Annotated in this window: 12 protein-coding genes; 6 read left to right on the plus strand and 6 right to left on the minus strand. The window is 37.9% G+C overall.

From position 1 onward, the window contains the following. Positions 1–159: 159 nt before the first annotated feature. From ZA07_RS14645 to ZA07_RS14660, 4 genes are all read left to right on the plus strand, one after another. On the plus strand, positions 160–870 hold the full coding sequence (locus ZA07_RS14645; RefSeq protein WP_157492163.1) for a hypothetical protein: 711 nt from the start codon (positions 160–162) through the stop codon (positions 868–870). 24 nt (positions 871–894) lie between these two features. After that, positions 895–2,262: an O-antigen ligase gene (locus ZA07_RS14650; protein WP_231628691.1), complete on the plus strand. Its 1,368-nt coding sequence runs from the start codon at positions 895–897 to the stop codon at positions 2,260–2,262. Then, positions 2,213–3,220 carry a glycosyltransferase family 4 protein gene (locus ZA07_RS14655; protein ID WP_053972505.1) on the plus strand — a complete coding sequence of 336 codons (1,008 nt, stop codon included), beginning with the start codon at positions 2,213–2,215 and terminating at the stop codon, positions 3,218–3,220. The genes ZA07_RS14650 and ZA07_RS14655 overlap by 50 nt, the downstream gene beginning before the upstream one ends. 1,177 nt (positions 3,221–4,397) lie before the next feature. Beyond that, entirely contained in the window at positions 4,398–5,789 is a 1,392-nt protein-coding gene (locus ZA07_RS14660) for an exopolysaccharide biosynthesis polyprenyl glycosylphosphotransferase (protein WP_053972506.1), read from the plus strand. Positions 5,790–5,962: 173 nt separating this feature from the next. Here the strand turns inward: ZA07_RS14660 and ZA07_RS14665 are convergent, their stop codons facing one another. Beyond that, the gene (locus ZA07_RS14665) at positions 5,963–7,117 is read right to left on the minus strand and encodes a DUF4105 domain-containing protein (protein ID WP_053972507.1); all 1,155 of its coding nucleotides are present in this window, start codon (positions 7,115–7,117) and stop codon (positions 5,963–5,965) included. A gap of 12 nt (positions 7,118–7,129) precedes the next feature. After that, on the minus strand, positions 7,130–8,200 hold the full coding sequence (locus ZA07_RS14670; protein ID WP_082316632.1) for a PorV/PorQ family protein: 1,071 nt from the start codon (positions 8,198–8,200) through the stop codon (positions 7,130–7,132). Positions 8,201–8,329: 129 nt separating this feature from the next. On the opposite strand from ZA07_RS14670, the gene ZA07_RS14675 reads away from it, so the two are divergent. Both ZA07_RS14675 and ZA07_RS14680 read left to right on the plus strand, forming a co-directional pair. Beyond that, on the plus strand, positions 8,330–9,082 hold the full coding sequence (locus tag ZA07_RS14675) for a phosphatidylcholine/phosphatidylserine synthase (RefSeq protein ID WP_053972509.1): 753 nt from the start codon (positions 8,330–8,332) through the stop codon (positions 9,080–9,082). A 188-nt stretch (positions 9,083–9,270) separates the two neighbouring features. Further along, a complete protein-coding gene (locus ZA07_RS14680) occupies positions 9,271–10,143 on the plus strand; it encodes a DUF808 domain-containing protein (RefSeq protein ID WP_053972510.1) in 873 nt (290 codons plus the stop codon). Positions 10,144–10,402: 259 nt separating this feature from the next. On the opposite strand, the gene lptB is transcribed toward ZA07_RS14680, so the two are convergent. The 4 genes from lptB to ZA07_RS14700 form a co-directional block, all read right to left on the minus strand. Continuing rightward, positions 10,403–11,143, minus strand: coding sequence for an LPS export ABC transporter ATP-binding protein (gene lptB / locus ZA07_RS14685; RefSeq protein ID WP_053972511.1), 741 nt, complete (start codon positions 11,141–11,143; stop codon positions 10,403–10,405). A gap of 75 nt (positions 11,144–11,218) precedes the next feature. Continuing rightward, positions 11,219–11,566: a carboxymuconolactone decarboxylase family protein gene (locus tag ZA07_RS14690; RefSeq protein ID WP_053972512.1), complete on the minus strand. Its 348-nt coding sequence runs from the start codon at positions 11,564–11,566 to the stop codon at positions 11,219–11,221. 3 nt (positions 11,567–11,569) lie between these two features. Beyond that, complete coding sequence (tatC, locus tag ZA07_RS14695; RefSeq protein ID WP_053972513.1) at positions 11,570–12,382, minus strand: twin-arginine translocase subunit TatC; 813 nt, start codon at positions 12,380–12,382, stop codon at positions 11,570–11,572. Next, the gene (locus tag ZA07_RS14700) at positions 12,382–13,299 is read right to left on the minus strand and encodes an SIS domain-containing protein (RefSeq protein ID WP_053972584.1); all 918 of its coding nucleotides are present in this window, start codon (positions 13,297–13,299) and stop codon (positions 12,382–12,384) included. The genes tatC and ZA07_RS14700 overlap by 1 nt, the downstream gene beginning before the upstream one ends. Positions 13,300–13,426: the final 127 nt, after the last annotated feature.

Consider the following 13,426-nt stretch of genomic DNA (forward strand, 5'->3'; position numbering starts at 1 on the left):
TGAGTGAAAATTGTTGTGTTTTACAAAATTAATCTATTTTAGAGGTGTTAAAGGAAGTTTAAAATGCCCAAAAAGAGTTTTACGCGGTTCATTAAGCGCCACCCATTTTTTTATTTAACTCGATTTCGTTTATTATCTCAAAATGGAAATGAGCAAAGTATGGCGGACATAAATTTTAACTCTAATAATCCCAAAACGGAGATTCCTGCTTATTTTAAGGTTATCAATGATATTATTTTTATGGGAGGTACTTTTACTGACGATTTAGACAATTTAAAAAAGTTGAGTGTTTGGTTGCATGACCATATTCCGGGAGGTCCAGGTTTAAGCAAACCATCAGAAGAAGCTTTGAGGTTGATGTTGGCTGGCAAAGGTGGGGTATGTAGTGATATGGCTCAAATTTTTAACAATTTTTGTGTGCTTAATGACCTAGAAATACGGGAGTGGGGAACAACGCGGGCTCCTTTTGATCCTGTTTATGGCGGTCATAGTTTTAATGAGGTTTTTTGCAAGGAATTGGATCAATGGGTCATGGTGGATGTTTATTATTGTCTGTTATTTTATTCAGAAACTCAGAAGCCTCTGTCGGTCATGGAATTTTTCGATGCTCAGAGGCGCGGAAATTCTATTTCGGTTGAATGCTTTAAGGAAGGTATGCGTGTAGATGATATGGCCCTGGAACGAAATTATTTTCAAAAATCAACGATACCTTTTTTGATTTGTAATTATTCTAATCGAACTTACGATCGGTGTTTAAAATTGGCGCCTAAAATTGTTCCTGTGTTTGTCATTCACTTTTGGATTTATTTATTGCGAAAGAGCTACTATTACCTATTTCCATTGGATCGGTTTCAAAGAATATTTTCCTAACTTTCTCAAAAAAAGTATTATTTTTTGGATTTTAGAAATCAATCATTTTTTGGTTTAGTGATTTTACATGCATTGATTGGCATTGTCTTGTATTTATATGAACCCATAGCTAGGGTTTATTTTCTTATAGCTTTAATAATTTTTCTTTACAGGATAATCACAAGTAGCAATAACGAACGTGTATTTGAGGTTTTAAAAGCTTGTGGTTATTTTGTTGGGGCAGAAGTATTATTCAGAACAACTAGAGGAGGGATATCTTATGAAGCGGGAAAATATCTGGTTATTGCCTTCTGTGTCTTGGGGATGTTTTATAAAGGTGTTTCAGGGAAGGGGTACCCCTATTTTATCTACCTTTTATGTATGATTCCCTCTATCTTTGTGGCCTCTACGACCTTGAGTTTTGATGCCCATTTTCGAACCAATATCGCCTTTGTGTTGAGTGGGCCCGTTTGTTTAGGACTTGCTGCATTATTTACCTATGACAAACGTATTACTCAAAATCAGCTTTATGAAATCTTGTTTTTAATGTTGTTGCCTATTATATCTCATACTATGTATATCTATTTTTATAATCCAAGTATTGAAGAGGTCCTTTCATCTAATGCGTCTAACAGAGCCGCTTCTGGAGGTTTTGGAGCTAATCAAGTTGCGACTACTTTAGGTTTGGGTATGTTTTTGGTAGCCATTCGTTTTTTTATGAAGTCTCCAAACCTTTTTATGAAGTTGTTTAATCTCCTTTTGTTTGGATTGATTGGGTATCGTGCTTTGGTCACCTTTAGTCGGGGTGGCGTTATTGCAGCTTATCTTACTTTGATAATATTTTTATTTTATTATTTTAAATCTAGTAATTTGAAACGACGGACTGAATTAGCTGTAATGTTATGTTTGTTTTTTGGTATTAGTTTTTCGGTTTGGGTAATCAGTAATTCCGAAACTTCAGGTTATATTGAGCTTCGTTATGCTAATAAGGATTCACGTGGACGAGAAAAAGGGGATATAACTACTGGTAGGAGTACCTTATTTATGGAAGAATTGGAAGGGTTTATCGAGCATCCTTTTTTGGGTATAGGTTCAAGTCGATCTAAGGACCAAAGAAAGGAAGAAGAAGGGCAAGGAGTGACCTCCCACAATGAGGTGAGTCGAACCCTGGCTGAACATGGGATTTTTGGGATTGCCATGTTGGTGATTTTATTGTTTAAACCTGTGTCCATTCGAAGTCGGAATAAGCGCAATGTGTTCTTTTATGCCTTTTTGGCTTTTTGGTTTGCGACCGTTAATCATTCTAGTATGCGTATTGCGGCCCCTGCTTTTGTATATGCCTTGGCCTTATTAAATGTTACTTATGAAAAACGTCCTTTACGTAGGCAACAACCTGCAGCAATCAAAGAGTAACGTTTCCAGTATCCATGTTTTAGGGGCTAGACTGGAAGCTTTTGGTTTTAAGTTGTGGTATACCTCTAGTATACGCCATAAATGGTTGCGTTTGCTTGATATGTGTTGGTGTGTTTTAGTGAAACGACGGTGGGCTGATGTGGTTTTGATCGATACCTATAGCACTACTAATTTTTATTATGCTTTGGCAGTGAGTCAATTGTGTCGTTTGTTACACTTGCCTTATATTCCCATACTTCATGGCGGGAATTTGGAAAAGCGACTACAAAGAAATCCTAAATTATCGATCTGCGTGTTTGGGCATGCACATACTTTGGTGTCACCTTCGCTTTTTATGAAAGACACCTTTGAAACCTATGGGTATCCATCAGTTTATATTCCCAATAGCATTCAAATTTCTAAATATCCTTTTGATCAACGCTCCTTTGAATCCATTCGCTTGTTGTGGGTACGTTCCTTTTCTGAAATTTACCATCCAAGTTTAGCGGTTCAAATTTTAAAACGCTTGCAAGACTTGGGCTATGACGCTTCTTTGACGATGGTAGGTCCCGATAGTGATGGGAGTTTGAAGAAGGTGCAGGATTTGGCAAACCAATTGGAGGTGACCGTAACATTTACAGGAAAATTGTCCAAGACAAACTGGCATGAACTTTCCAAATCCCACAACTTTTTTATCAATACCACCAATTTTGATAACATGCCCTTAAGTGTTATTGAAGCCATGGCCTTAGGATTACCCGTGGTGTCTACCCATGTAGGAGGGATGCCTTATTTAGTTTCACATGAGAAAGATGGGTGGTTGGTGCCACCTAATGACACCAAGGCTTTTGTAGAGACTTTAATCTATTTATTTGAGCATCCAGAGGTGGCTAGCTCCATTGCTTTGGAGGCTAGGAAGAAGGTGGAGGGGTTTGATTGGGAAGTGGTGAAGAAACAGTGGGTTGGTTTGTTGAAATGATAAGTTAATTTAGTTTTCATGTTCATTTTACCTTGATGTAAAACGAACCAAAACATCAAGACTTACTTTTTAAGTCTTGAAAATCTGGCAAACTTCCTTTATCATGTGCGCCACAACCGCTGCGCTCGTCCGGCGCTCCTCTGCCCGAGCAAGGAAGGTTTTTGATTTTCTACGTCTTAAAAAATAGGTCCATTTAAAGGGATAGTAGATTTAAGATGAGTCCTTTACTTAATTAGTATTCAGAAGTATAGAGTGGTTAGTTTTTAGAAGGTTAGATCTAATGAATGAATAGATGGTTGTTCGTTGCTGGTTGTTGAAGACTTTTCGATGCGATTTTTTTCCTAAGCTTTATAATATCTCCAGACGCTACGGTCTGTACAAGCTCGAAGTGACAAAGAAAAGTTGATGTCAGTTCGATTGCCGACCGTAGGGCGGTGTATCGAGAACTTTTTAGGTCTGGTCGGAGGGTTTGTTTATTGGACATGGTAAAGAATCTACAAAAATGGATCAAACACCCCGTTCAGCCCCAAGTGTATTTTGTAATGTTCACCCCTCTTTGTCTAAAGAGGGGAGTCTTTAGAGTGTTGGTTTGTTAGAAGATTAGAGATTTTTTTCTTTTTTATTGTTTCAATTATTTGTTCATTTTTGAAGGACCAAAAACGAACCAAAAAGTCCTTGATGTTCTGATGCCATTAGCTATCTTTCGATAGCTACCATAGGTTTTGATTTGAATTTTTTGTAGATGAGTTATGAAAAAGCTTGGATTAATTTACTTTTTTGCATTGCCCAAAAAAGTAACAAAAAATTCTAGACTTACTTTCTATACCTTGAAAATCTAGCAAACCAGCTTTATCGTGCGCGCCACAATCGCTTCGCTAGTCCGGCGCTTCGCTGTCCAAGCAAAGCAGGTTTTTGATTTTACTACGGCCTAAAAATTAGGTCGATTGTTTTCGGCTTTACCGAAATTTGGTTTGACTTTGGTTATGAGTAAAAAGTTAGGTCGATTTAATTGAATTCGTTTTATGGGATTTGGAAGTCTACAAGGATTGAGGTCCTCTTTTTTAAGGGTTGACTTTATAAAAACACGTTCTATTAAACAAATTTCATACGATTTTATCGATTTGGCTTGGAGTGGTTTGCATTCTTTATATCTTTAGGGTGCTATTAACCAACATTTGTGTCAGCCTTAGATATTCATTTTAATATTTCGGAGCGTAAAATCCTTTTGCGAGTTATCGATTTGGGGGTGGTTTTCTTTACGCTTATGTTGGTGTCTTCGTATTTTGATTTTGACTATTTTACCATTTCTTCCAAGAATTGGATGTGGGTTGGGGTCCTGGGCTTGTATCTTATGGTTTTTGGGACCATTTTTGAAATTTATGATATACAGGGCTCTGCCATGTTGCACCGAGTGATCCCCAATGTGGGCATTACGGTTTCGGTAACGGTATTATTCTATTTGTTAACACCCTTTTTAACCCCCCTGCTGCCATCCAACCGGATGCAGATTCTTTATTTTTTCTTTTCTATCCTGTTGCCAATCCTTTTATGGCGGGTCTTTTATTTGATGGTCGTTACTAGGCCTCGGTTTTACAGACGTGTCCTTTTAGTAGGGGAAGTCGATCAAATGGAGCAGATTGTCACGGCTTTTAGAAAGGCCGATCCTAATTTCTATATTGTTGGAATTATTAACAGTGCGGGAAACCACAAAGAAGCTTCTCGTTATGGTGGGGTGTCTGAATTTGGCGTGTCTGATTTAACGCGCTTAGTAAATGAAAAAAAGGTGACTGAAATTGTGGTATCCGCTTATAATGCCGATCATATTACCCCAGAACTATACCAAGGTTTGATCGGTCTTTTGGAAAAAGGGGTGTCTATTAGGGAATATAGTCAAGTATTTGAGGAGATGGTTCACCGTATTCCCGTGCACTATGTGGGGAAAGATTTTTACCGTTATTTTCCTTTTAGTCGTAGCAATAGAAATAAGTTTTATCTGTTTTTTCATAGTCTGTTTGATTGGTTCATTTCTGTGATAGGTTTATTCGTGGGATTTTGTTTACTACCCCTTATTCTTATAGGAAATGTATTTGGTAATCGAGGCTCTCTGTTTTACCGACAGGAACGGGTTGGACAGAATGGCAAGACGTTTCAAATTCTTAAATTTCGAACCATGGTTAAGGATGCTGAGGCCTCAGGAGCTCAAATGGCCAGTAAAGATGATGTTCGCATCACATACTTTGGAAAGTTTTTAAGACGTTCCCGTTTGGATGAGTTTCCTCAATTTTGGAATGTTCTAAAAGGAGATATGAGTTTGATAGGACCCAGACCCGAACGTCCTATTTTTGTTCAAGATCTCTCTCAAGTCATTCCGTTTTATGAAACGCGTCATGTAATTAAACCTGGGCTTACCGGTTGGGCTCAAGTAAAGGTTCGTTATGGAGAAACCGTGGAGGATAGCCTTCTTAAACTTCAGTATGATTTATATTATATCAAACACCGTAGTTTCTTTTTGGATGCCAATATACTTGTGAAAACTTTAAGTACCATTATTTTTTACAGGGGGCAGTGAAAAGAGAAAAATTAAAAGAGAATAGAGAATAGAACAAAGAATATAGACTAATTCTCGATACGCTTTTCTAGCTGGAATTATCCCGTCGATTAATGTTCAGATGCAAAAGATCTGTATTTTCAATAGTGACAAAGGTCCAAGTGACTATTATTTTTTCTCCTAACTCCTAATCCCTATTTCATCTTTTTTATCAAATACATATATCTGATGCCTAAGGCGAAAACTAATGGTATCAGGCTAGGAGCAAAGCGTTGCACCCCAATAATCCAATGAAGCCCCATAAGGCAAAGCATAATAACCAAAAATTTAAGATAGCGGTTCAACCATGGTTTGGGTTGTTTTGAAAATAGCTGCGGCCATATCAGAAGGTTCAAGGGGAATGCCCATAGGAGGTTGTAATTAGCCGCTGTAGCTGAATGATCTGTAGCTAACCAAAGTAACAGTAGTACCAAGCCAATAAATCCTGTAAGAACAAAAATAATGGAGTCTAAATAGCGGCTTCGGGATTGGTTCGTATAGTTCTTATATGTTTGGAATAAAATGAAAAGTGCTATGATGGAAAAAATAAACATGGGACTCATCCAGAAGGACGTGCTTAATACTTTGTCTGGAGCTTGATAAACTGTTTTTTCCTCTTTTACCAGGGGTTGGCTTCCTATTTGAGCCTTTTCAAAATAGGCATGAATGTATTTTGGTAAAAACATCTGTTCTTCTGTTGTAGCCATTTGGTCAATGACCGAACCTAAAGCGATATCTATGCCCAAACTACCCCAGGTGTTCCAATGCAATTCTCTTTGAATAAGGGTTCTGAAAGTTTGAGGTTCGTAGTTGGTTGGTTTTTCAAATTTGATTTTTTCTGGTTGCGCCTTTACTAAAACATCTTTGATTTTGGTGGCGCAGTTGTCGTAAAAGAAATCGTATTTGTAATTGCGGTTTTCTGGTTGGTAATTGTGTTCCAGAAACTTATAAAGTGCTTCTTTTTGAAAGGGTTTTAGGTTTAAAACTTGTTCTCTAACCGTTCTTTTTTGCCAAATGTAAAAGCCTAAAAAGTCTGAGTAATTGGTCTTGCCAATGGCATAGTCCAGTTTTCCTTGTGCGAACTTAAGATAAAAATTAGGTGCATTAAAATCATAACGGCCATAGTCAAAGGTGACATCCAAGCCTTGGCTGGGGTCTTTGACTCGGAAGGCATTGTGGCCAAAGGCATCGTTGAGGTTGTTTCCAGGGCCGACAGTAAGCACACTTATTTCAGCTTCTGGAGATAAAATTTCTTGAGAAAATGCTAATAGCGGTACAAAGAAAATGGAAACTAAAAGCTTTTTAAGCATGGGTTGGGAATTTTATCTAAAGATACTAAAATCGAGTTTTAGGGAAAAGACATTGGAATAAAGCGCGACACTTTGATCCCCAATATCGGTAAAGGCATAATCTACCTGAATGCCTTTGTATTTAAAGCCCACTCCCATACTGGGTTGGAAACCTACTCTTTTGGAGTTATCTAATTGCAACTCGTTTTGAAAATTGCCCAATCCGCCTCTTAAATAAATCATGTCTATGTATCCAAACTCCAATCCCAAAGCCGGATTGATGCTGGCAAAAGAGGTAGAGATCACATCATTGGTTTCAGCAAAACGAACATTTAGATCTATTTCAGCCAAAAGGGAGTAATCGTGACGGATGACAAACTTTTTAGCGGCTCCAATTTGTAATTTCGGAATGGTAATTTCTGTGGATTCTGGCAGTTCTTGGTTTTGTCCTTCAACAGCATTTTGAATTTTTGCGAACTCCTCTTCGTTGATGCTCCACGCATTGTAGGTGGTAGTGATATCTCTTGCCATGATTCCGAACTTCCAGTCGTTCTTGGTTTGAAACTGAATGGCAGCATCCAATCCAAACCCCCATGCAGATGCAAAATCACCAATAATTCGTCTGATGACCTTGGCATTGATACCGTAGTTTAAACCTTCAAATAGGAGGTGTCTTGAATAGGAAAAGGTAACTCCATAATCTGCCGTAGAAAATTGGCTGATGCGATCATAATTGATGTTTCCTTCATCATCAATTAATTGGGTGGTATCCAAAATGTCATCAACAGCAAAACGAATAATAGAAATTCCCATGGCACTTCGGTCGTCTAAAGGCATCGCAAATCCAATATAATCGTAATTGGCAATGTTAGCAAAATAGCTGGAGTGCATCAGGGCCAATTGGTTATCTTCCAAATGGACTAAACCGGCAGGATTCCAATACCCCGAATTGACATCGGCCGAATAAGCAGTCACTGCATTGGCCATTCCCATAGCGGCTGCATCGACTCCTATATTCATAAATTCATTGGAGTACTTGCGCGCCGTTTGCGCAACGGCACCGTAAGAAATAACTAAGCAAATAGCGGTTAAAATCTTTTTCAAATAGCTCATTCTTTGTGCAAAGATGCACTTATTTTTCAATATAATAAACTTGATTTATTTTAAGATATTGTGCCTGGTTTGGATTAGACGGAAATAGTTTGCTATTTTTACGTTGTAAATCTTTTTTTAATGATTAGACACATACCTAATCTGGTTACCCTTCTAAATTTATTTTGTGGTTGTTTGGCTGTCACTTTGGCTTCCCAAAACAATTTTACAATGGCTGCCTTGTTTTTGGCTTTAGGAATTTTATTTGATTTTTTTGATGGTTTTCTGGCTCGGATATTGGGCGTTCAGAGTCCGTTGGGGATTCAATTGGATTCTTTGGCCGATTTGGTAACTAGTGGCTTGGTTCCCGGGATGGTCATGTTTAGGTTATTAACCGCCGTCGCGGAACCAGAAAACGGACTTGAGAACTGGCAATATGCCTTGTCTTGGTTTGATGTTTCCTTTGTGCCCTATGCTTTGCTTGGGTTTGTGATTACGTTGGCTTCCTGTTATCGGTTGGCCAAGTTTAATTTGGATGAGGATCAGCAGACTTATTTTAAAGGATTGCCTACCCCAGCCAATGCCTTATTAATCGTTTCTTTGCCATTGGCAGCGGAATTTCAACAACAAATATGGCTAACCAATTTGATACTGAATCCCTGGTTTTTGATTGGATTAACCTTTTTAAGTTCCTATTTATTGGTGTCGCCTATCAAGCTGTTCTCGTTGAAAGTAAAAACATATGCCTTAAAGGATAATTTAGTGCGCTATGGGTTTTTGCTGTTCTGTATTTTGGCTATTGTATTTTTTCAATTTGCTGCTATTCCCATGATCATTATAGGATATGTCTTAGTCTCTGTGGTATTTAAGCGCTATTGGTTTGTGAAGTCGTAGACAGTAGTCAGTAAACAGTAACCAGTAGTCAGTAAACAGTAATTAGTAATCAGTAAACAGTAGATAATAATTAGAGGTATGATTAAGAGATGTCTGGACAGCGCTTGACATGAGACCAAAATGCTCAATCTTGCAACCAACAACCAAGTACCAACAACCAAACACTAAAAACCAAACATTAAAACAATATGGCATCCGGATTTTTTGCACTTTTAGATGATATCGCTTCCCTAATGGATGATGTGGCTGTGATGGCCAAAGTAAGTACCAAAAAAACAGCAGGTATTCTGGGAGATGATTTAGCTGTGAATGCTGAAAAGGCCTCGGGATTTGTATCTTCTAGGGAACTCCCTGTATTATGGGCCATCACTAAAGGTTCGTTCCTGAATAAACTTATTATTTTACCTATCGCCTTTTTGTTAAGTGCTTTTGTGCCTATTGCCGTAACCATCATTTTGGTTATTGGGGGGCTTTATTTGTCTTATGAAGGTGCCGAAAAAATCTTTCACTATTTTTCCAAACATAAGGAAAATCATGCGGCCGTAGACTTGTCTGAAACTGTTGATAAGGAAGCGGTTTTGGCATTGGAAAAGCAAAAAATAAAATCGGCCATTGTCACTGATTTTATTCTTTCGGTTGAGATTGTCATCATTGCCTTAGGAACGGTTATGGACCAACCCATATCTGTGCAAATCATGGTTGTTTCTATTGTCGCGATACTTGCAACTGTTGGGGTTTATGGTATTGTTGCCATGATTGTAAGACTGGATGACTTGGGCTTGCGATTGATTAATTTTAACGATCGCGATGAAAGTTTTACCGATACCATTGGAAATTTCTTGGTATGGGTGCTTCCTAAAATCGTCAAAGGTTTATCCTTTGTAGGAACCATAGCCCTAGTTTTGGTTGCTGGAGGTATTTTTACCCATAACGTTCCTTTCTTTCATCATTTATTGGACACTTGGCCATCCTTTATCCGTGATTTTTTGATGGGATTGGTGATTGGATTTGTCGTTCTAGGTGTCGTGATGCTTATTAAAAAGTTATTTAAGAAGGAATAGTTTTTTGGTGCCTGAAATAGGAGAACCAATAGTCAAGAGCCAAGATTCAAGAGTCAGGAGTCAGGAGTCAAGACTAATTGTGAGAGTAAAGAAGATAGAATATAGAGAATAGAATATAGAAAATAGATTTGAATAGGGTCTTGAGTCAAGAGTTTTTATAAAGGCTGATCTTTTTTAAAAAAATAAATTAAATAAAAGTTATGAGTTATACATTGAGGCTTTTTTTCACTACTCACTACTCACTACTCACTACTCACTTCTAAGTTCTGATTTTCTTTTTACGTAATTCGAAGTTTTGACCCAAGTACACTTTTCTTACCATTTGATCATTGGCCAATTCCTCTGGAACTCCTGCTTTTAGGATGCTTCCTTCAAACATCAAATAGGTTCTGTCTGTAATAGCTAAGGTTTCCTGTACGTTGTGGTCTGTAATTAGGATTCCAATGTTCTTTTTGGTCAATTGGGCTACAATGCGCTGGATGTCTTCCACGGCCACGGGATCTACTCCTGCAAATGGTTCATCCAATAGAATGAAGTTGGGGTCGGTAGCAAGAGCTCTTGCTATTTCGGTACGTCTTCTTTCCCCTCCAGACAATAAATCTCCTCGGTTTTTACGAATGTGGTTTAAACCAAATTCTTCTATCAAGGATTCCATTTTATGAAGTTGTTCCTTCTTGCTTAATTTGGTCAATTGCAGCACACTCAAAATATTGTCTTCAATACTTAACTTTCTAAAAACCGAAGCTTCTTGTGCCAAGTACCCAATTCCGTTTTGTGCTCTTTTGTACATGGGGAATTTGGTAATATCTGTATTATCCATGAAGATGGTACCCCCATTGGGTTTGATTAGTCCCACAATCATGTAGAATGAAGTTGTTTTTCCCGCTCCATTGGGTCCAAGTAATCCAACGATTTCACCTTGGTTCACTTCCAATGAAACATCCTTTACCACTTTTCGTCCACTGTAGGACTTCATTAAATTGGTTGCTACTAACTTCATGATATTATAATACTTGTTGCTAAAATAAAAAATAATCCCAGAGACCGAAGGAGGCCTAAGGAGTTTATTAAAAGTTTAACGCGTCTCTTCTAAGGCTTCCAGATACTCGTAGGCTCTTCTTAAATGTGGAATAACAATGGTTCCACCAATCAATGTAGCTATAGAAAGCGCTTCAACAATTTGCGGCTTGGTAAGTCCTTCCTCATGGCATTTTTCCAAATGATACTTGACACAATCATCACAACGCAGTACCGCCGAAGCTACCAAACCGAGTAATTCTTTGGTTTTTACATCCAAAGCTCCTTCCTGGAAGGCATTGGTATCTAAGTTGAAGATTCTTTTAATGATTTTGTTATTGTCTGACAAAATCTTTTCGTTCATCTTGGAACGGTAACTGTTGAAATCATCTACTATTTGTGACATAGCTTAGGCTTTAGATTTGTTTCTTTTTAAAATAAACGCCGAGATATAAATACTTACTTCATATAGAATTAATACTGGGATTGCTACAATAATCTGGCTGGCAATATCTGGCGGTGTAATTACTGCAGACACGACTAAAACAATAACCAAAGCAAATTTTCGGTATTTGCGAAGCATGGTTGGGTTTACCAATCCAATTTTTGTGAGGAAATAAATGAGTATTGGCAATTCAAAAATAATACCTGAGGCCAAAGCTGAAGACCTAACTAACGAAATGTAGGAGCTAATATCTATTTGATTTGAAATCTCATTACTCACGCTGTAAGTACCCAAGAAATTGATTGAAAGTGGGGTGACAATGTAATATCCAAAAAGTACTCCCGTAAAGAACAGCAGGGAGCAAATTATGATAAATCCTCTGGAATATTTTTTTTCACTGCTATGCATCCCTGGGCTAATGAACTTCCACATTTGATAGATAACATAGGGGAAGGCAATGACTAATCCGGCATAGATAGAAGTCCAGATGTGTGCCGTAAACTGACCGGCCATGGTTCTGTTTTGAATAATAAACGGAAATTCATCGGCACAAAAGGTGGTATCCATGCTTAAGGTCTGCGCCATTTTGCACAGCCATTTGTAAGTTGGGAAGTCCATGTGCTTGGGCCCCAAAATGATGGTGTCAAAAATAAAGCTCTTGAAAATAAAAGCGATAATTCCGCCCACCACTATGGCCAGAACAGCTCTTATGATGTGCCATCTCAAGTCCTCCAAATGGTCTAGGAAGGACATGTCGTTTACATTCTTAGTTGCCATTATAAAATACCCTCTTTAACTAAATCATGAATATGAACCACTCCAGCGTATTTACCGTCTTTTTCAACCAATAATTGGGAGATGTTGTTTTCTTCCATCAACTCCATAGCATCGACAGCCATGGCATCTCCTTGGATTCGTTTGGGATTTTTACTCATGATATCCTTAGCTGTTAAGGTATTAAAATCTTCTGCCTTGGAGAGCATTCGTCTTAAATCCCCATCGGTAATAATCCCAATGATCTCATCGTTTTCCAAAACAGCAGTCACCCCCAACATTTTTTCTGAAATTTCAATGATCACATCCTTTAAAGAGGTTTCTGGGCTTACTTGAGGTTTTAGATTCACTTCTGATAAATCTTTAACTCTTAAGTATAGTTTTTTACCTAGTGAACCACCTGGGTGGTATTTAGCAAAATCTTTGCTGGAAAAACCTCTTAGCTTTAACAAGCAAACTGCTAGGGCATCACCTAAAACCAATTGGGCGGTAGTGCTGGTGGTTGGTGCTAGATTGTTTGGGCAAGCTTCTTTTTCTACATAGGCATTCAATACAAAATCGGCTTGTTGCCCTAAAAAGGAATCCTTTTTACCCGTAATGGCAATCATTTTGTTTTGGGCATTTTTTATCAATGGAACCAAAACCTTTATTTCTGGTGTGTTACCACTTTTTGAAATGCAAATCACAACATCATCTTCAAGAATGAGCCCCAAATCGCCATGAATGGCATCGGCGGCATGCATAAAAACTGAAGGTGTTCCTGTAGAATTTAAAGTGGCCACAATTTTTGTGGCAATGATAGCACTTTTACCAACCCCAGTAATAATGACTCTTCCTTTGGAATTATAGATTAGTTGAACCGCTTCGGCAAAATCTTGATCCAATAGTTGACTCAAATTAGAAATGGCTTCTGTTTCCATTTCAATGGTTTGGCGTGCATTTTCTAAAATGGTTGAATGATTATTCAAAATTTTAATATTTTTTGGGTTGATGCTTCTAAAGATTTTTTTATCTTTAAAGTTAATGAGTAAACTCTAATTGCATTTT

Origin of the sequence: Mangrovimonas sp. ST2L15 (assembly GCF_001280515.1) — a bacterium.
GTDB classification, from domain to species: domain Bacteria; phylum Bacteroidota; class Bacteroidia; order Flavobacteriales; family Flavobacteriaceae; genus Mangrovimonas; species Mangrovimonas futianensis.

What these genes read in the sequence shown, in the direction of transcription:
- ZA07_RS14700 (WP_053972584.1), bottom strand. Translation starts at nt 13,299, where the DNA reads ATGGAAACAGAAGCCATTTCTAATTTGAGTCAACTATTGGATCAAGAT.
- ZA07_RS14665 (WP_053972507.1), bottom strand. Translation starts at nt 7,117, where the DNA reads ATGCTTAAAAAGCTTTTAGTTTCCATTTTCTTTGTACCGCTATTAGCA.
- ZA07_RS14645 (WP_157492163.1), top strand. Translation starts at nt 160, where the DNA reads ATGGCGGACATAAATTTTAACTCTAATAATCCCAAAACGGAGATTCCT.
- tatC (WP_053972513.1), bottom strand. Translation starts at nt 12,382, where the DNA reads ATGGCAACTAAGAATGTAAACGACATGTCCTTCCTAGACCATTTGGAG.
- ZA07_RS14690 (WP_053972512.1), bottom strand. Translation starts at nt 11,566, where the DNA reads ATGTCACAAATAGTAGATGATTTCAACAGTTACCGTTCCAAGATGAAC.
- ZA07_RS14675 (WP_053972509.1), top strand. Translation starts at nt 8,330, where the DNA reads ATGATTAGACACATACCTAATCTGGTTACCCTTCTAAATTTATTTTGT.
- ZA07_RS14680 (WP_053972510.1), top strand. Translation starts at nt 9,271, where the DNA reads ATGGCATCCGGATTTTTTGCACTTTTAGATGATATCGCTTCCCTAATG.
- lptB (WP_053972511.1), bottom strand. Translation starts at nt 11,143, where the DNA reads ATGAAGTTAGTAGCAACCAATTTAATGAAGTCCTACAGTGGACGAAAA.
- ZA07_RS14655 (WP_053972505.1), top strand. Translation starts at nt 2,213, where the DNA reads ATGAAAAACGTCCTTTACGTAGGCAACAACCTGCAGCAATCAAAGAGT.